Origin of the sequence: Flavobacterium sp. 90, from assembly GCF_004339525.1 — a bacterium.
GTDB lineage: Bacteria > Bacteroidota > Bacteroidia > Flavobacteriales > Flavobacteriaceae > Flavobacterium.
Window position 1 is genome coordinate 5,979,540 of record NZ_SMGE01000001.1, and the last position, 20,450, is coordinate 5,999,989.

General features: G+C 34.7%; 10 protein-coding genes. 5 read left to right on the forward strand and 5 right to left on the reverse strand.

Going from position 1 to position 20,450, the window contains the following annotated elements; genetic code table 11:
- Nucleotides 1-90: 90 nt before the first annotated feature.
- The 3 genes from C8C83_RS24325 to C8C83_RS24335 all read right to left on the reverse strand — a co-directional run bounded on the left by C8C83_RS24325 (nucleotide 91) and on the right by C8C83_RS24335 (nucleotide 7,258).
- Nucleotides 91-1,515 carry a SusD/RagB family nutrient-binding outer membrane lipoprotein gene (locus C8C83_RS24325; protein ID WP_121331119.1) on the reverse strand — a complete coding sequence of 475 codons (1,425 nt, stop codon included), beginning with the start codon at nucleotides 1,513-1,515 and terminating at the stop codon, nucleotides 91-93.
- 12 nt (nucleotides 1,516-1,527) lie between these two features.
- Nucleotides 1,528-4,719 carry a SusC/RagA family TonB-linked outer membrane protein gene (locus C8C83_RS24330; RefSeq protein ID WP_121331120.1) on the reverse strand — a complete coding sequence of 1,064 codons (3,192 nt, stop codon included), beginning with the start codon at nucleotides 4,717-4,719 and terminating at the stop codon, nucleotides 1,528-1,530.
- Between the two features lie 946 nt (nucleotides 4,720-5,665).
- Nucleotides 5,666-7,258 (reverse strand): S8 family serine peptidase, encoded by a 1,593-nt coding sequence (locus C8C83_RS24335; protein ID WP_158598194.1) that lies wholly within the window; start codon nucleotides 7,256-7,258, stop codon nucleotides 5,666-5,668.
- 431 nt (nucleotides 7,259-7,689) lie between these two features.
- Between C8C83_RS24335 and C8C83_RS24340 the strand changes: the two genes are divergently transcribed.
- Nucleotides 7,690-9,297 carry a class I SAM-dependent methyltransferase gene (locus tag C8C83_RS24340; RefSeq protein WP_121331123.1) on the forward strand — a complete coding sequence of 536 codons (1,608 nt, stop codon included), beginning with the start codon at nucleotides 7,690-7,692 and terminating at the stop codon, nucleotides 9,295-9,297.
- A 615-nt stretch (nucleotides 9,298-9,912) separates the two neighbouring features.
- Here C8C83_RS24340 and C8C83_RS24345 read toward each other — a convergent pair.
- Nucleotides 9,913-12,861: an Ig-like domain-containing protein gene (locus tag C8C83_RS24345; RefSeq protein WP_121331124.1), complete on the reverse strand. Its 2,949-nt coding sequence runs from the start codon at nucleotides 12,859-12,861 to the stop codon at nucleotides 9,913-9,915.
- A gap of 478 nt (nucleotides 12,862-13,339) precedes the next feature.
- Between C8C83_RS24345 and C8C83_RS24350 the strand changes: the two genes are divergently transcribed.
- From C8C83_RS24350 to C8C83_RS24365, 4 genes are all read left to right on the forward strand, one after another.
- Nucleotides 13,340-13,603 carry a hypothetical protein gene (locus C8C83_RS24350; RefSeq protein WP_132011942.1) on the forward strand — a complete coding sequence of 88 codons (264 nt, stop codon included), beginning with the start codon at nucleotides 13,340-13,342 and terminating at the stop codon, nucleotides 13,601-13,603.
- Nucleotides 13,604-13,629: 26 nt separating this feature from the next.
- A complete protein-coding gene (locus tag C8C83_RS24355) occupies nucleotides 13,630-15,084 on the forward strand; it encodes an NAD(P)/FAD-dependent oxidoreductase (RefSeq protein ID WP_233566200.1) in 1,455 nt (484 codons plus the stop codon).
- Nucleotides 15,085-15,179: 95 nt separating this feature from the next.
- Nucleotides 15,180-16,061 (forward strand): formate dehydrogenase accessory sulfurtransferase FdhD, encoded by an 882-nt coding sequence (gene fdhD, locus C8C83_RS24360; RefSeq protein ID WP_121331127.1) that lies wholly within the window; start codon nucleotides 15,180-15,182, stop codon nucleotides 16,059-16,061.
- A gap of 72 nt (nucleotides 16,062-16,133) precedes the next feature.
- Nucleotides 16,134-18,497: an FdhF/YdeP family oxidoreductase gene (locus tag C8C83_RS24365; protein WP_132011943.1), complete on the forward strand. Its 2,364-nt coding sequence runs from the start codon at nucleotides 16,134-16,136 to the stop codon at nucleotides 18,495-18,497.
- A 350-nt stretch (nucleotides 18,498-18,847) separates the two neighbouring features.
- Here the strand turns inward: C8C83_RS24365 and C8C83_RS24370 are convergent, their stop codons facing one another.
- Nucleotides 18,848-19,783: a Dyp-type peroxidase gene (locus tag C8C83_RS24370; protein WP_121331129.1), complete on the reverse strand. Its 936-nt coding sequence runs from the start codon at nucleotides 19,781-19,783 to the stop codon at nucleotides 18,848-18,850.
- Between the last annotated feature and the right edge of the window lie 667 nt (nucleotides 19,784-20,450).

A 20,450-nucleotide genomic window follows, 5' to 3' on the forward strand; every position in this document is an offset into this window, starting at 1 on the left:
ATAAAAACGGATTTTATTTTGTTTCCTTTTTTTTGCACATAAAATCTATGTTTCTATGTGTTTAGTTTTTTTTCGAATTACAACCAAAACTTATTTTATATCAAACCATAGTTTTGTAGTCAACAAATCTTTTCCCTGAGTTGCTATTGCAGCTTGGTAGCTAGTTCCATTTAGTGATTGCTCAGTACCCGGATAAAAGAAACGCGAAGGAATCTGTCCGTCTAAAACTGTTGCAGGACCAGCTGTCAAAACAGGATAATCAAGTCTTCTCCATTCTACAAAAGCATCAAGCCCTTGTCCGTAGAATGCAATCCATTTTTGAGTACCAATTGATTTCGCATAATTTGTTGCATCGTACTTTACATCCGCCTGATTAAGGTAATTCGAAACCACTGTTGCATCGTTAATACCAAATTGATTCAATGAAGCAGTAATTGCATTTTTGTAAAGCTGCTCTGCATCTCCGGGAATAAAACCACGCGCTACAGCTTCAGAAAGATTGAATAATGTTTCAGAATAAGAAGCAATTACAGCTGGAGAAGTTGATGTTAAGAAATATTTACCCGGTTTCGATGTTTTGGCAAAACCCTGACTATTAGCATCACTATTTGATAATCCGTTTGCTCCACCAACATATTTACCTACAGTTGCATCAGATGGCAATTGTGCATAAACCGGCAAACGCGGATCTGATAATGCATATAATTTATCCACCAAAGTTTTTGAAATACGGTAATCATCTCTCGTTTCAAACCATGCCGAAGCCGGATTTTGTTGCGGCGAACTGATGTAAACAAACTGAAAAGTATCAGCATTACTGCTCAAAACTCCTGCAGCATCGCTTGTTGCATCAATTGCAGCTTGTTTTGCCAAAGCAGGTTCTCTGTCTGAAATTCTCAACGCAATACGCAAACGAAGTGAATTTACCAGTCTCTTCCATTTTAAAATATCACCTTTGTAAACCAAATCTCCTGTTACTGTACCGTTTGTTGTAGCAAGCAAAGACTGCGCTTTTTTCAAATCTTCAAGTAATCCTGTATAAACTTCTTTTTGAGTATTATAAGTTGGTGTTACTTTTTGACCTGCATCTTTATAAGGAATACTTCCGTAAGCATCTGTCAACAACAAAAATGTCCATGAACGCAACGTTAGTGCAATTCCTTTGTAATTTGAATTTGCCTGTTGATCAGAAAAATTCAGAATTGTGTTCAAATCCGTAATTAAAGTTGCATATCCTGTATTCCATAAAGTCGTAAAAGACGTGTTGGATACATCGAATCTGTCCGGTTCTGTATATTGAATTTTAGCCCAATGCTGAACAAATAATAAAGACGAATCAAAGTTATTTGTTGAACCCCAATATAAGTCAGCGCCCTGTTTTAATGATCCTGTTAACAGGTAAGGTGCCAAAGGTGTTTCGGTTGCATTTGGATTTTTATTTATTTCATCCAAATCGTTGCTGCAAGAAGTCAGCGACAATGCAAATAGAGTTATATAAGCTATTTTTTTTAGCATGATTTCGTGTTTTTAGAATTTAAGATTAACATTAAGGCTATAACTTCTGGTAGTTGGCAGAGACAAACTCTCTAAACCTTGTGCATTTCCAGTATTAAAAGCCGATTCAGGATCGATATTTGGCGCGTCTTTGTAAATAAAGAACAGGTTACGACCTGAAGCTGTAAAACTTGCTCCGGCTAATCCCAGTTTCTTAACTAGTTTTTTATCAACATTATAAGTAAGTTTTACTTCTCTTAATTTCACGTAAGTTGAACTATAAAGATAGGCTTCACTTATATTGTAAGATGCTTTGTAATATTCCTGTGCACTCAATAATGTAGTATTTGGAGTTCCATCAGCATATACTCCTTTAAAGATCATTCCGTCATCATAAACTACAGCGCCACTTGGAGCAGTTGTACCAGCTGGAAGCGACGTTTTTACACTTCCGTTACTTGCCGTTGTATAATAGCTTAAACCACCATTTGCTGCGTCACGACCCGGCATTGTTTGATCTAAAACTCCTGTATAATTACCAGTTCTGTTCGTTCCGGAGAAAATCTGTCCTCCTACACTTGCATCAACAAGAAATGAAAGTTCAAGATTTTTGTACGTTAATGTGTTTGTAACACCTCCTGTATAATCCGGAGTATAATGTCCTAATACTTTCTTTTGTGGATCTGCTTTTGGCAATCCATTTGCTCCAACTACAATGTTTCCGTTTGCGTCACGTAAATAAGCAGTTCCGTAAAGTGCTCCATAAGCCTGACCTACAGATGCCAATACATCAACACCTCCAGAAGAACCAATTGTGTAGTTTTGAATTTGTTTATCATAATCCAAAATCTCAACTTTACTTATGTTCTTAGCATAATTTACAGCAACATTCCATCTGAAATTTTCTGTTTGAACAGGATTTCCGTCCAATTGAATCTCTACACCATGATTGTTTATTTTTCCTGCATTGATTAATTGTGAATTATATCCACTCGCAGCTGTTGTTTTGATTTCTAAAATCTGATCTAAACTGTTTGTATTATAATAAGCAAAATCAAAATGAAGTCTGTTTTTCCAAAAAGAAGCTTCTAAACCAACTTCTGTAGAACGTGTAGTTTCAGGCTTCAGATTATCGTTAAGTTTCTTTTGTGAAGAAGTTTGAATTGGATTTCCGTCAAATGCCGTTTGAAAATTATAAACTGTAGACAATTGATACGGATCTGCGTCATTACCAACTTCTGACCAACCACCACGTAATTTTAAGAAATCAAGTGTATTACTTTTCAAATTCAAAGCGTCTGTTAAGATCACACTTCCATTAACAGAAGGATAAAAATAAGAACGGTTATTACTTGGCAATGTTGATGACCAGTCGTTACGAGCAGTTACGTTTAAAAATGCATAATTTCTAAAACCAAATTGTGCCGATGCATATGCACTGTAAACTTTTAATCTTGAATAAATATTTGATGAAGTTAACGGATCACGTGAATTCGTCAATGTATATAAATCCGGTACAGCAAGACGCGGTGCTTTTTGATAATTGTTTGCATCACTGTGCGTACGAACGTTGAATCCTGCAAGAGCATCTAAACTAAAATCATCGTTTAATTTTTTAGTATAAGTAAAGATACCTTCTGTATTTTGTTCACTAACTGTATAAGCGTCTTCGGCATACGATCCAAAAGGAGTTCCGTTTGTACCATATTTAATCTCATATTTTCTACGATCATTGTAATAATCAATTCCTGTACGGAATTTAAAATTAAATCCTTCAGCAAGTTTTGCATCCAAATGAATATCACCAATCAAACGGTTACGTTGCTGACTAGTTGTATTATAATAAGCATTCCAATATGGATTACTATAATAGCTGTTATTCCAGTTTACATTTCTGTTTCTTTGAACTTCCTCAGTATCTACCTGACGTCCAAACCATAAAAATTGTAACATTACACCTGCAGCACGGTTACCAGACGGACCACCCGGAAGTGCCGGAGCGTCTGTAACAATATAGTTCGCATTTACACCAACTCTAACGCCTTTTGAAATTTGGTAATTCGTATTAATCGTAAAGTTTGTTTTGTTTACTTCACTATTTGGTACAGTTCCCAATTGTTTTTGATTGTTTACTCCTAAACGAAAATCTGATTTATCATCTGATTTTGCAATAGAAATACTATTATCATAAGTAAGTCCTGTATTAAAGAAATCCTTCACATTATCAGGATGCGCGATAAAAGGAACCGCTACACCATTTGAATTAAATTGCGGAATAAGACGTCCGTCTAATTTTGGTCCCCAGCTTTCATCAACACCATCATTAACTCCGCCACCTTTACCATCTACGAAACTAAATTTTCCGTTTGATCCCTGACCAAATGAGTTTTGAAATCTTGGTAAAGTTGTAACCTGAGAAACCGTAATACCGGTATTAACTGTGATACCAAGTCCTTTTTGATTTTTTCCTGATTTTGTAGTAATCAAAACAACACCATGTGCAGCACGTGATCCGTAAAGTGCCGCAGCATTTGGACCTTTCAATACTGTCAAAGTTTCAATATCCTGCGGATTAATATCGGCAATTGCATTTTTGAAATCACGAGTTGCTCCACCAACGCTTCCTAATTGCGAGTTGTCTACCGGAACTCCATCAACCACAAATAATGGTTGGTTATTTCCCGCGATTGAAGTTTCTCCACGAATAACAATACGTGAAGATCCCATATCTCCCTGAGAATTAGTGATACGTACACCCGCCAATCTACCGCTAAGACTATTCAGGAAGTTCGTTTCTTTAGTTTCTCCTAAATCCTTTCCTTTAACTGCTTGCGTTGTATATCCAAGAGATTTCTTTTCTTTTGAAATACCCAATGCAGTAACTACAACTTCTGAAAGTGCATTTTGTTCCTGAGTAATTTCAATTACAACCGAATTTTGATTAACTACAGTTTCCAGTCTTTTATATCCCAAAAAGCTTACGATTAAAGTATAAGGAAATTTTTGTCCGGTTTGGAAATAAAACTTCCCGTCAAAATCTGTCTGAACTCCGTGTGTAGTACCTTTTATGTTTATTGAAGCTCCAATAACCGGCTCCTTTGTAGCAGCATCAATCACTATTCCTTCGAGTTTGGACTGAATTAACGGTTTGGTCTCCTGAGCCTTAATCCCTATGGAAATCAACAAAATGCATAGGTATGCATATCTATTTAATTTTTTTTTCATTACTTTGTTTTGGTTTAAAAAATAAGGCGAGTCCGGAAGGATTTACTCCACTCCCACTTTCCTTATAGAGATGTACAATTTCTTTAAGCTTCACCATTTCTGCTGCAACAGAAATGGTTTTTTTTTATCTGCATTGCATTCGTTTTTTCATTTTCTTTTTTTTTATTATTATTTTGATTTAGTTTTTTACAAGATTTCTACCCTAAAACTTTAAGGTTCGTAATTATTAAAATTTATTTTGAATTAGAGATTGAAGAGTTTTTTACAACGAAAAATCAGAAGAAATAAATTGCCGAATGGTTCTTACTTGTTGAAAAATGAAATGTTTTTTGTAACCTTTAATCTTTTTTTATTTACTTTATTTTTAAACCCTACTAATTTGATAGAACAAAAGTATGTTAAAAATATTAACTCCAAAAGTTTAATCGTTTTTTTTGTAAAAAAAATGTTAATTAAAATTTTAGTAAAACTTTAAAGCGCTAAAAACAAAAGAGTTAATAGTAATTCCGTTTTTTTAACACCTGTAAGAAATTTTCTAGAATGAAAGGATTAAACACCAAAAAACTATTGTTTTAAATCCTGCAATTAATAATGTGAAGTGAGTTTTTTGCTGAATAAATGATAATTTGACTGTGAGTTTTACTCCATCTCTTCTCAAATTATCATTGTTTTGTACTAATGCACTTTATAAATACAATTACTTCTAATGGCATTTTTGTCAGAATTATTTCGGTAGGTTTTATTTTTATTTAAAAAAAAGCTCCCTAATTGTGATTTAAAAAGAAGATATTTGGGAGGAAAAATGGAAGAAAAAGTATTGCAAAATAATGCTGGTTTATACTTTAAAAAAAGAACAAAAAGTGATTCAGATTTATGTATTGTATAATACTTAAAGTTTTATAATATCTGTATCTAAGAAAAAAAGGCTTAATCTTGAAAGATCATATCATTTTTTCTTTTTACTTACCTTATCTGCAAGCTGCATTGCATTATAAACATTCAAAACTTTTCCCGATTTGGATAATTCAGAAAAAGGAACTTTTTTATCTTTTGTTCCCGGAACTATAACTTGTAAATCATAAGATGTTCCTGAATTCATAATGATTTCCTTAACCTGAGCAACAGTTAGATTTGGATAATAAAGCCAAATTAACGCTGCAGTTCCTGAAACCATCGGAACAGACATTGAAGTACCAGAATCAAATTTATAGCTGTTGCCTGCACCGGTAGAGTATATTTCATCTCCCGGAGCAAATAAGTCTACATTTTGTTTTCCGTAATTAGAATAATCAGAAACAAAATTACTGTCCAATTTATGGTTGACACATCCGACTACAATAAAATTGGAACAAAATTCTTTGTTATCTTCAGGATTAGTATCTGTTGTATAATATTTTACCTTATCAAGATCATCACCTTCATTACCCGCACTGCGAATTAATAATACATTATGTTCTTCGGCATATTTAAAAGCTGCTGTAACCCAATCCTGATGCAAAGAAAACTGCTTACTAAAAGACATATTAATAATCTTTGCTCCATTGTCTACAGCATAACGTATAGCCATCGTAATATCTTTATCATGTTCATCTCCTGATGGAGAAATATTAATAGGCATGATTTTAACATTCTGAACAATCCCTTTTATACCGATATTATTTTCTCTGTTAGCACCAATAACTCCTGCCATTTTTGTGCAATGATCCTGAATAGATCTATGTCCTGCTCTATTATTGCTGACATTATTATTGCCATAACCTTTCTCTAAGATATTAGGGTTGTCACCTATTAACAGGCGCTCATTGTACTCTAAATTCAGGTTTTTATTTACAATAGAATCAAGTTGAGTTTGTAGATCTACTAACTCTTCTAAAGTACTGTCATCAGTATTCAAGTTAACCATCATATAAGATATTAACGCTCCCAGATCTTTATCATTATCATCACGTCTTTGTCTGTATCTTTTATCATTTATTTTATACTTTTTGTACAAGCTATCCAGTTGTTTATAAGTATAATCTTCTTTAGGAAAGAAGTATTTTAAAGTATCTTTTACCAAAGGATAAATGGCGACATTATGATTTATGGATTTCAACCAATTTTTTGAATATTTTTCTTTTTCATCAAACTTTTTTAAAGCTCTCTGATATTCGTTATACTTATATAGATCTTTAGGATCAATTTGGGCTTCTGTTTTATCTTTAAATAATGGTCCCCATTCCTGCATAATACGAACATATTCATATCTATTCCAGACTACATAACCACCGCTTTTGGTTCCTGTGAAACTCCAGCCGTTAATGTCATCAACATAACCGTTATGGTCGTCATCGATGCCATTATTTGGAATTTCTTTGTTGTTTGTCCAAAGCTGTCCTTGTAGATCTTCATGATTTATATCAATTTGAGTATCTATTACCGCTACAATAATACTTTTACTTTTGGATTGCTTTTTATTTAAACGGTACCATTTATCTAACGAAATACCTGGAATAGTATCTTCTTTATAATCTTTTAAATACCAAGTTTGTAATTCCAAAGATGTAAGATCTTTTTTAGGGTCTTGCTTAAGAGGATTAGCTGACTCTTTTACGGATTTACAACTAATTAAAAATAAAATTGAAAGAATAATTATATAAATTGATTTTGGCATTTCTTAAATTGAAGTCTATGAATGTTTAAACTTTGTTTTATTTATGTTATTGACTTTTTCGGCTAGTGGCATGATTTTACAAATATAAATTTTATTTAACATGTAAATACCTGGCTTCATTTTCTACTTATAGAAATGTAGTATCTTTTGCAATTTAATATATCTGTTAACGAATGTAAGAAGTATTCTTATGAATAAAAAAAACTGAAAAAGAAAAATATCTAAAAATCATTCTTCGAAATAATATTAATTAGCTTTTTACTTTTTTAAGGTATCAAATTAAATCACTATTTTTAACAAAGCATCAATCTCTTACTATGACCGATAAATCACAACTTCGCAGCTCCATTTTCAGACATCTTGACGGCCTGGCTGTTGCTCCTGTAGCAATAGCATTGAAGAATCATGGCGTTTTAGAATTTATCTTAGAAAAAAAGCAAATACAATTATCTGATCTTGTAACTGTTTTTAAAGCAAATGAAGGTTATCTGAATGTTGCTTTAAGGATTTTGGCTTCTCAGGACTTTTTAGAATACGAAGTCAATAACGAAACACAGGAAATTAAGATTTTTGTAAATGAAAAAACAGAAATAGCTTTTTCAATGTTTCCTCTTTATCAGGATGTCGTTGATTTACTGCATTTTTCTACTCAGTTTCATTCCCGTCTTTTTGATGATGCGCCGTTTGAAAAACTCAATGTAATTTTCGAAAAATATAAAAAAAATTACGGAATCGAGTTTTCTAATGATGCTTTGAAAAAAAGTATTCAGGAACAAGTTTTAAAACATATTGAAGGTTATTTGATTGGTCCAACAATCGTTCGTCTGGCGATGAACGGAATGTTTCACAAGTACTTTATGGAAACTTCTTTCAGACCGGAAGAGTTTCATAAATCTCCTGAAAATTTCAAAAAAATATTAGACTTTTTTGTACATCTTGGATGGTTTCTCGAAAAAAATGGAAATTACCAATTTACCGAAGTCGGTTTGTTTTTTGCCAAAAGAGCCAGTGCTTATGGCGTTACCGTTTCTTATTTACCAACATTTGCCAAAATTGAGGAATTAATTTTTGGTGATCCAACTGTTTTAAGAGCCATAGCCGATGGCGAAAACGAAATTCACGTTGATCGCGAAATGAATGTTTGGGGCAGCGGCGGTGCTCACGATACTTATTTTAAAGTTGTCGATGAGATTATAATTAGTCTTTTTAATCTGCCAATTGAACAACAACCAAAGGGAATCCTGGATATGGGTTGTGGCAATGGCGCTTTTCTGCAACATATTTTTGAAGTAATCGAAAGACAAACCTTAAGAGGAAAAATACTGGATGATTATCCGTTATTTCTCGTTGGTGCCGATTATAATCAGGCTGCACTAAAAGTAACCAGAGCAAATCTTATAAAAGCAGATATTTGGGCAAAAGTAATTTGGGGAGATATTGGTCGTCCCGATTTACTATCAGATGACTTGAAAGAAAATTATAACATCGATTTGAAAGACTTGCTTAACGTGAGAACTTTTTTAGATCACAATCGAATTTGGACAGATCCGGAACACATTCACAAAGACAGAATAAGTAAATCTACCGGTGCATTTGCTTATCGCGGAAAAAGAATCAGCAACAATTTGGTAGAAGATAATCTTCTGGAGCATTTACAAAAATGGTCGCCATATGTTCGCAAATTCGGTTTACTTCTGATCGAATTGCATTCCATAGATCCAAAACTTGCAGCCACTAATTTAGGAAAAACTCCTGCAACGGCTTACGACGCAACACACGGTTTTTCTGATCAATATATTGTTGAACTTCCTGTTTTTAATAAAATTGCTGCAGAAGCAGGATTATTTCCCGATAACTCGTTTTCTAAGCAATTTCCTGACGCTAACATCGCCACAGTAAGTATCAATTTATTAAAAGGAAAATAAATAAAAATGCCAGATCAAAAGTCTGGCATTTTTGTTTTTTAATATTTAATGCAAATCAAGGTTTAAAATGTGCCTTTAGGTACTAAATATTGGTAGTCATTGTAGATTCAAAATACGTTGGCGTGCCATAGGTACGCAACAAAATGATAATAATTGCTTACCTACGGCACGCTAAATTTATTACTAATTCTCATTTTCTACCAAGATTTAATGCCTAAAGGCATAAAATATAGAATTTCAACTCTTGATTGGTATATTTAATAAATTACTTCACAATTAGCTTTTTAGATACACTACATTTAATGTCTAATGGCACAAATTATGGAATTTCAACCCTTTGATATATTTAACAAATCACTTCACAATCAACTACTTAGACACATTAAATTTACTATTTAAAACAAATCAAGGTTTAAAATGTGCCTTTAGGTACTAAATATTGGTAGTCATTGTAGATTCGAGATATGTTGGCGTGCCGTAGGTACGCAACAAAATGATAACTATTGCGTACCTACGGCACGCTAAATTTATTACTAATTATCGTTTTCTACCAAATATTTAGTACCTGACGGCACAAATTATAGAATTTCAACTCTTGATTGGCGTGTTTAAAAATTACTTCACAATCAATTTCTTAGAAACATTAAATTCATTAGAACTAATCGTAACGATATAAACTCCTGAAGTCAAATGATGATCAATTTTTGCTGACACGTTGAGTTTGTTTACCAAAACCTTTCTTCCATTTATGTCCGTAACCGTTACTGTTGCCTGATTCCCTGCTTTTAATTCCGGAAAAACAACATTAAACTCATTGTTGATCGAAGGATTTGGATAAAGACTAACTAACGAATTATTCTCGATAGTTACTGCTTCTTCAATTCCATTTGCTTTTTTGGATGTCGAAGTACTTTGAAATTGCCATTGTGCACTTTCCCAGTTGTTTTGAGCTCCGGCATATTGAGCAGAACCATTTAGATTTTCGATATGAATCATGCTTCCGGTTTGCCATCTGTTTTTAATTCTCACCCAGGTTGCGTCAACATTTTCGGTTGACCATTGTGCGCTATACCAACCATTTGAACCAACATTACATTGCACCGCTCCTGTTAAGTTTTCGATATTCATCATATCTCCCGTACCCACATTTTTTAAGATATAATAAGTGGCATCAACAGCAACTTTTTCCCATTTGTAGTTATTGTTTGCTACAGTTGGGCCATATCCTACATTTGCTCCGGCATCATATAAATAATTACCGGTCCATTTATTTTTGATTGTAAAGTAGTTTCCGGTTGCTGTAGTAACCGTAATTGCAGCAGTACTTGTTTTATTTCCGTCTACGGTTGTTACCGTAATTGTTGCCGTTCCGCTTGCAATTGCTGTTACTAAACCTGAAGCATTAACCGTTGCTACGCCAGTATTATTTGAGGCATAACTAACCGATTTATTAGTTGCGTTTGAAGGTAAAACTGTTGGCGTTAATTGTTGCGTTGCTCCTACTGATAATGATGCAGATGTTGGGCTTAAACTAACACTTGTTACTGCAACATTTGAAGAACTTACGGTAATTACAGCAGTTGCCGTTTTTGCTCCGTCCTGAGTTGTAACTGTAATTGTTGCAGATCCAGAAGCAATTGCAGTAACTAATCCTGAACCATTTACAGTTGCTACACCTGTATTATTAGAACTATAACTTACTGTTTTGTTTGTAGCATTTGCAGGAGCAATAGTTGGCGTTAATTGTTGTGTTGCACCAACGCCTAAAGTCGCTGTAGTTGGCGAAATCGTAACTCCCGTTACAGGAACTGATGTCGTTGAACAACTCGCACTTTGAGTCCAAGAAAATGTACCAATTGCACTAATTTCTTCATTTGCAGCAGCACTACCGCCTCTATTCGAATAATTCATGTTACAATATGTACCGTTTCCGGCAGGAGAACCCGCGATAAGTACAAAATATCCTCTTCCCCAGTTTCTGTTAAGCGCATTATTGTTTGGATATTCCTTACCCGTTCCGTTAACCGTAATATCCTTGAAACTAAGATTATAAATACCATCTCCGGATCTTTTACTTATCGAAATTGCATCGTTTCTTGAATCTAGAATATCAATGTTATAAAGCTGAACATTTTTTACCTGACTTCCCGCATTTGTAGCGCTGAAAATATCTACAGCTGCTACAGGATTGTTGTAAGTATCATTAAAAGTTCCGCATGTTGATACCGTGATATCGTGAATTTCGTGCATTCCATCATTGTTAAAAGGCGCTCCCGGAAAGTTATTGCTCACACGAATACCCGCTTCAAGATTGTCTTTTATAATTAAATTGTAAGCTTTGTTGTTTTTTCCCCCATAAATCGCAAGTCCGCAAGCACGCCAGCAGTTTTCAGAAGTATTGTATCTAAAAGTATTATTGATACATTCCAATCCATCTGCAGACCAAATCGCCTGATCGTCATCGCCATTATTTCTGAAGTTACAATGCTCTACAATTGCATTTGCAGTTCCTTTGCAAAGATTAATTCCATCAGCATAATTATTTCTAAAACGACAATGAGATAGCGTAAAACCATCAGCAATTGCAGGTCCTCCGGTATTATATTGTGCAATCCAGGCGCCACATTCAAAGTGTTCTGCCCAAATATTTTTTACTACTGAAGTACTCGTAAAAACACCATTTATACCTTTATAAGAGTTACTTCTCGATGCCGAATTTGTAGTCAAATAAAGATCCGTAAATGAAATTCCTGCTGCATTAGCACGCAATCCTCCGTTTAAACTGCTGGTATTCGTAAAATTAATTTGAGTGTACCACATTCCAGCACCTATCAAAGAGGTATTTGCAGTACCAAAATACAATTCGCGATTTACGCTATAAACGCCAGTTGGTAGAAAAATCTTTTTACCACCATTTGCATCAATAAAAGTTTGAAGATCGCTTCCGTTTCCGGTATAAGTTACTGCACCTGATGGAGCTGTAATAGCCGTTGCAACGGGTTCTATCTCAGCAAAATCTACATGAACATTTCCGGATTCTCTAACTAATTTTAAAGTTCCTGAAACTGCAATTTTGTTCGGAAGTTTATAACGAACTTCATCAAATCGCATTCTTGGATTTTGATTGGTAATTCCGTTGTTGTTTGGATTTCCGTTGCTCCACAAATATTCCCAAGACCAGGTTGAAGTCAAGGTTAGCGTTGTAATTTTTGTGTTTCCGTCATAAACGCCCAAAGTCGCCGTTTGACCGTCAGGAACGCTGTATCGAATTACAAGTCCATCTGCGGCTTCAGTAAGCGTCCATTGAACTGTTGCATTTGTCGCAGACATATTCACACATTGCTGATCTGTCGCTTCTGATTGCAAATCTGACTGAACATATGATTTTGAAGTAGTTGCAGCGCCATTAGACAATTGTCCAACGTTTGCTTCGTACCTTTTATACGCCGCATCATAATAACCTCGTTGCGCATACAAACCTGAGGTTAAGAGCATAAAACAAATCCATACGATATGGAAATATTTCTCTCTTCTAAAAAAATTAAAATGTAATGGATTCTTCATAATTTTTCGGTTTTTTAAAATTAGTAAGTTAGTTCCTAAAAAAAGGCTACAACGAAACTAGATTTAAAAAAGAGCAAATAAAAAACATAGATAAAAAATCGAGGTTAATATATTGTTTTCAATACATCAAAAACCTGATAATCAATTATATATATTTTAATTATAAATAAAAAATCAAGAATTAATATAGATAAAAGTTTAAAATTCAGCGCTTCAAAAATGAGAATATGAAAATAAATTAACATCATTTATAGCACTTTCTTTTTTTAGATTAGTAATAATGAAAAATTCATATTTAAAGAGGTGAAAAATTATTAAAATTAATCTAACAACGTCCCAATGCTACAACATAATATTGTCATTTCGACCGAAGGGAGAAATCTTCGCAAGTAACTCCGCAACGAGAATCCAATCTTTGTCGAGCTTCTCACGAAGGTTTCTCCTCCGTCGAAATGACAAACTAGACGAAAATGTTGTTATGAAAATGATTGCACTAGCCCTGATAGCAGTGGAAATCCTTTTACTTTTTTCTTTAAAAAGTAAAAGATTGAAACGAATAGCGGGATTAGCTCCTAAAAAAAGATTTAGTTTTATCATAGAAATAGAAATGACAAAACCTTTACGATTTTGTTCCCAAAGCTTCAAAAATATGTGTTTACCTCCGTTAGTTTTGCACTCGCGATCTTTTGTCTTAAATTTGCACAGCCGTGACAAACAGCAAAATGTTGGAAAATATAAATAAAGAACGTCTGGATCAGGCAAAATAAAGTGGAAGTAGAAAATAACGAAACGAGTTGGATCATTTGTGAAGAATGTCAGGGACGCGGTAAAAAAAGCCGTGGAATCACCAGGAAAGCAAAACTTCGCTATCAAAATGCGTTAGCGCAATTTGAAAAAACAAATGGCGAAACAATCGCTCCAATTACGCCAAAAGGACACCAACACATTTGCCCGAAATGCTCTGGCTCAGGATTGATTCCTTCTGAAAATCCTCCTGTTGCAGATACCAAAAACTACCCACACGTTGCTATTATTGGCGGCGGAATTGGCGGAGTTGCTTTGGCTGTAGCTTGTTTACACCGAAAAATTCCATTTACGATTTATGAACGCGATACTAGTTTTGACGCTCGATCTCAAGGTTACGGACTTACTTTGCAACAAGCGAGCAAAGCCATCGAAGGATTAGGTGTTTTTTCGCTAAAAGACCGAGTAATTTCAACAAGACATCTCGTGCATACTACTGAAGGTAAAGTCATTGGAGAATGGGGAATCAGAAAATGGATTCAGTCAGACGGGAAAACTTCTACGAAACGTTCTAATATGCATATCGCCCGTCAATCGTTGCGTTTGGCTTTATTGGAACAACTTGGCGGACATAACGCTGTACAATGGGGACATCAATTAGTAGATTATACCAAATGTGAAGACGAAAGTATTGCACTGAATTTTCAGGTCGATGGCGAAATAAAAAGCGTCAAAACCGATCTTGTTGTTGGTGCCGATGGTATTCGAAGTTCTATCAGAAACTTACTAATTGGCGAAGAATCTGCTCCTTTACGTTATTTGGGTTGTATTGTGATTTTGGGTATTTGTCCATTAAATGCGCTTGAAAATCCTGATAATTCTTTATTGGATTCGGCTACGGTTTTTCAAACGGCAAATGGCAATGAACGAATTTATATTATGCCTTATAAAGAAGATTCGGTAATGTGGCAACTTAGTTTTCCGATGCCCGAAGACGAAGCTAAAGCATTAAGTGCTAAAGGAACAAAAGCACTTAAAGAAGAAGCTTGTCGAAGAACGCAATGGCACGATCCAATTCCGCAAATTTTATTGGCAACTGCCGAAGCTCAAATTTCAGGATATCCTGTTTATGACCGCGAATTACTTCAACCGGAATTATTGGAAAACGCAGGTTCCGTAACTTTAATTGGTGATGCAGCACATCCTATGAGTCCGTTTAAAGGACAAGGCGCAAACCAGGCTTTATTGGACGCACTTATGCTGGCTCGGGGAATTTCAAAAGGCTGCCGACCTTCATCTGAATGGAGAAAACTTGGAATAAGAAAAAATGTCTTAACCGAATTTGAAGCCGAAATGTTAGAACGCAGCGCCACCAAAGTAAAAGATTCTGCCGATGCAGCGGAATTTCTACATTCTGATATTGTACTTCATGAAGGCGACGAACCTAGAGGACGCTGTTTAAAGCGAAAAGAAACCTAATATTTCGTGTATAAAACATTCGATTATAAGAAGTAATAGCGATTATTTAAGGATTTATTTTCTTAATTTTACTTAGCTTTTTATAATCAACTTACATGGAAATGAATAATTTGGAATTAGTTTCCATTAAGGAAGTACTAATTAAAAAGGTCAATGGTTTCACTAGTTCAACGGTATCAGATATTCTTTCTGTAGAAGAGCCTTTGGAAATAAAGATCGAATACGGACCTGAAAATCAAAGGATACAAAAGAACGTTTCTGTTACTATGCGAACTCCCGGAAATGATCCGGAACTTGCCATAGGTTTCTTATTTACGGAAGGAATTATTTCTTCTTATCATGTTGTAAAAAACGCTTTTCATTTACAAACCGGATGTAAATTCGAAAAGAAAAACAATATTCTCGTTGAACTAAAAGAAGATTTTATTCCACATTTAATGAACGCTGATCGCAATTTTTATACGTCTTCGAGTTGTGGCGTTTGCGGAAAAGGTTCGATTGAATCCATAAAAACTGTTAGTTCTTTTAATCACAAAAATCGACCTGAATTATATCTTTCGATAGATATTCTAAATCAATTGTCACAAAAATTAAGATTAGCTCAAAGCGATTTTGCTTCTACTGGAGGAATTCACGCTTCCGGTCTTTTTTCTATTGATGGAAATCTTATGTTTTTGCAGGAAGATGTAGGGCGACATAATGCTTTAGATAAGCTAATTGGTGCTGCTTTGGCACAAGATTTACTGCCTTTAAACCAATACATTTTGCTCCTTAGCGGAAGAGCCAGTTTTGAGTTGATTCAAAAAGCGGCTATGGCAGGAATAGCAATTGTCGCTGCAATTGGTGCTCCGTCAAGTCTTGCGGTAGAATTAGCCAAAGAATTTAATATCACACTTTTGGGATTTCTAAAAGAAGATCGTTTCAATATCTATAATTCCAGTGATGATGTCATAATTGAAACTTCGCATCAATATTAAAAAGATCATCATCCTAAAAAAGTAAAATCATATTCAACACTTTTATTCCGTGCTAATTAAATAGAAAAAGCCATGAAAGAAGAGCAACACGATAAAAATCCTGACCCACAAAAATTACCGGATCCTGAAAATCCATACAAACTTTTAGACCTGAAATTAACAAAAGTAGAAAATTGGGCGGCGGGAGTTCCTGCGGTTATCTCTGCTTTTAGTGATCTTATCGAAGAAAAAACGCTTGTTAGAGGAACAAAAGCATTATTTAAAATGAATCAGGTTGGTGGTTTTGATTGCCCAAGTTGTGCGTGGCCTGATCCTGATGACGAAAGATCTCCACTTGGCGAATATTGTGAAAACGGTGCTAAAGCACTTGCAGAAGAAGCTACGACCAAAAAAGTTACCGCTGAGTTTTTTAAAGAAAACTCCGTTTATGATCTTGCGAAATTAGACGATTATCATATTGGTAAAATGGGACGATTAACAGATCCTATGTATCTTCCTAAAAACGCTACACATTATGAACCAATAAGTTGGGATGATGCTTTCAAAAAAATAGCAGAACATCTGAATGCTTTAGAATCTCCCAATGAAGCTGCTTTTTATACTTCGGGAAGAACTAGTAATGAAACGTCCTTTCTTTATCAGCTTTTTGCAAAAGAATATGGCACTAATAATATGCCCGATTGTTCGAATATGTGCCACGAAACCTCCGGATCAGCTTTAAGACCAACAATTGGCATTGGAAAAGGAACCGTAACATTAGACGATTTTTATGATACGGATGTTATTGTAATCATTGGGCAAAACCCAGGAACTAACGCGCCACGAATGTTGAGTGCTTTATCAAAAGGTAAAAAGAACGGAGCAAAAATTATTGCTATAAATCCGTTGCCGGAAGCAGGATTAATGGGATTCCGAAATCCGCAGGAAATTAATGGTATTATTAGAAGCGGCGTTAAACTGGCTGATCTTTATTTGCCGGTTAAAATAAACGGAGATATGGCCTTGCTAAAAGCTCTTGAAATTATATTACTTGAACTAGAAAATAAAAATCCCGGAAAAGTATTTGATTACGATTTCATCAAAGAAAAAACGACTGGATATGAAGACTTTCTGAAACAGTTTGACGATTATAATTTTGATGATCTTGTCTCATTTTCAGGAGTTTCGAAAGAAGCACTTTATGAAGCTGCCGAAATTATCGCCTTCAAAAAACGAATTATTGTTTGTTGGGGAATGGGACTTACACAGCAACCCAACGGCGTAGAAATGATCAGGGAAATTCTCAATATTTTATTGCTTAAAGGAAGTATTGGTAAACCTGGCGCTGGAGTTTGTCCTGTTCGTGGTCATAGTAATGTGCAAGGAAACAGAACGATGATGATTGACGAAAAACCAACGGATGAGCAGCTTGATCGCCTTCAGGCGTTTTATGGTTTTAATCCGCCTAGAAGTCACGGTTATGATGTCGTGAGAGCAATAAAAGCAATGCAGGAAGAAAAAGTGAAATTACTATTTTGCATGGGAGGAAATTTTTTATCAGCAACACCAGACACGACTTATACCGCGAGTGCTTTAAGAAAACTTAATTTAACGGTTAATGTTTCTACCAAACTCAATCGCAGTCACTTGATTCACGGACAAGAAGCCTTGATATTACCTACTTTATCCCGAAGCGATATTGATATTGTCAACGGCGAAGCACAGTTTATAACCACAGAGAATTCTATGGGCGTGGTACAATCATCAAAAGGAATGCTTAAACCAGTTTCTGATAATCTTATTAATGAAACTCAAATTGTATGCAAAATGGCGATGGCAACTTTAGGAAGCAAATCTGTTATTGACTGGAAACGTTATCACGACAGTTATGATGCCATAAGAGATGACATCGAAAAATGTATTCCGGGTTTTGAAAATTATAATGTAAGAGTACGCGAAAAAGCTGGTTTTTATCTCCCAAATGCCGCACGACACGGGCAATTTATTACGAAAAGATTTGGCGATCGAGCGCCATTTACTTTAACAACAATACCAAAGAATGAACTTGCGCCTGACGAATATATGATGGCAACAACACGAACGCACGATCAGTTTAATACCACAATCTATGGTCTTGACGATCGCTATCGTGGTATAAAAAACGAACGCAGAGTAATATTCATGAATCAAAAAGATATTGATCTGGCAGGATTAAAAGCCGGTGACAAAGTCGATTTATTCAATTATGATGACGATATCGAACGAATTGCGCCGTTGTTTATAATTGTTTCCTATCAAATACCTGAGAAAAATGCCGTTACTTATTTTCCGGAAACTAATGTTCTGGTTTCGGTTAATAATGTTGTGAAGGACAGTAATATGCCGGCATCAAAATATGTGAAGATTAAAATCAAAAAACACGATCCAAAAATTTATGATCGTATAGGTCGATTGTAATTGGATTATGCTGGTGTAGTCCCTACGGGACAAACATTGGGTACCTAATAATTATTCTACCAATATTTAATCTCTCCGAGATATATTTTTACACGTAACTATGTGGTACAATACTTCTTTAGGAGTTAAATATTGGTATCAAAAAAAACAAAAACGCAAAAAAAATATCTAGTGTATCCACAATATTGTCATTTCGACGGAGGAGAAATCTTCGTGAGAAGCTCGACAAAGATTGGATTCTCGTTGAGGAGTTACTTGCGAAGATTTCTCCTCCGTCGAAATGACAAAAACTTAGCGACTTAGCTCCCGATAGCTATCGGGATTGCTAGATTCATTTACAACAAAAACTCTCATTCCGCTGAATAATCATCTAATAAATCAAATGTTGGAACAAAAAACAACGTTCCGGTTTGTGCTGTGCTAAAATCTAATATTCGATCATAATTTCCTGGAGGATTTCCTAAGAACATATTTTCAAGCATCTTCTTTGTGGTGCTGAATTTACTGGAATAAGCAATAAAATAAGTTCCAACTTCTCCTTTTGAGGGATTTCCGAAAGGCATATTATCACGCACAATTTTCAAATCCTCGCCATTTTCGTCTGTTATGGCGGTAAGTGCGCTATGCGAATTTGTTGGTTTTACGTCATCAGCCATTTCGATATCATTCATTTTAGATCTTCCAATCACTTTTTCCTGATCTTCTGTGGATAGATTTTCCCAGTTTTTCATGTTGTGAAAATACTTCTGAACAAACAAATAACTTCCACCTTTATAGGCAGAATCTTCCTCTCCTACTACGCCAAAAAAATCTCTTTCTTCACCTATCGGATTTTCGGTACCATCGACAAAACCAATAATTGAACGACCGTCCCAATATCTGAAACCATGAACTTCTTCCAGACATTCTGCTACCGATTCCAATACATTTGAAATTGCCATTGCCATATCAAAACAAATCGCCGCATTTTGGGCTCTTAAATGAAAATGAAGATCGCCAGCTGTTGAAATTGCAGCATGTTTTGCGCCTTCAATTGGTTCAAAATTTACTAATTCCTTAGGCAAAGGCGTTGGCAATCCAAGTTTTATCCAGGCATCATGTCCAATTCCCATGACACAACTGGTTCTTCCGTCGGGAATTCTAATCGTATAAGAATTGTTTAAATTACTGACCAATGCACAAATTTTCTCAAATGCAGGCTTTATATCTGCCTCATTTTTAAATTTCCAAACCATAAAAATGGTATTATTATTTGGATAGTCAGTGACGCTTTGCGGATGATTCATACTGGGATTTAATTGGTTATTTTCGATCAAATTTAAAAATAAAATTCTAAAGAAAGAATTACTATTCACTAAATAGAAAGAGTCTTAAAAGTTTACATTATCATAAAACAAACTTCACTTAACAACTCAATAAAAACAAATTAAGTTTTATAATATTACCTTATTCAATTCGTTTTTTAAACTAGAATTAAATGGAAACTAAAATCTTTCTCTATTGGCTAATTCTATTTGGAATTTCCTTTGTAATTACCAAAATAGATTACCAATTCAACACTTCAATTGTTTACTTCAAATACTTCAGAAGTTGGTCTGCTAATGCCTTTTATTTTGTAAAAATTACGGGAATTTCCATGATTTCTGCCTGGCTATTTTTTCAAATAATTCATCTAATATTCAAAGACCATTTCATGTTTTTTAGTGAAATTCTAAATCCCTAAAAAATAAAAAAAAGCGCTAAATCTTTCAATTTAGCACTTTCTTCATTAACCAATTACGTGTATTTATAAAAAAAATTAAACACACAGAAACATAGCTTTTATGTGTAAAAGTGAAGGCTTAAAGAAATACATTTCTTTCACATAGCTAATCCCGAAGCGCCGGATATCTTTAGATAAGTGAAACGCTATTTTTAAGTTTATCCTAATGCTTCGGCACTCTGTTTCTATGT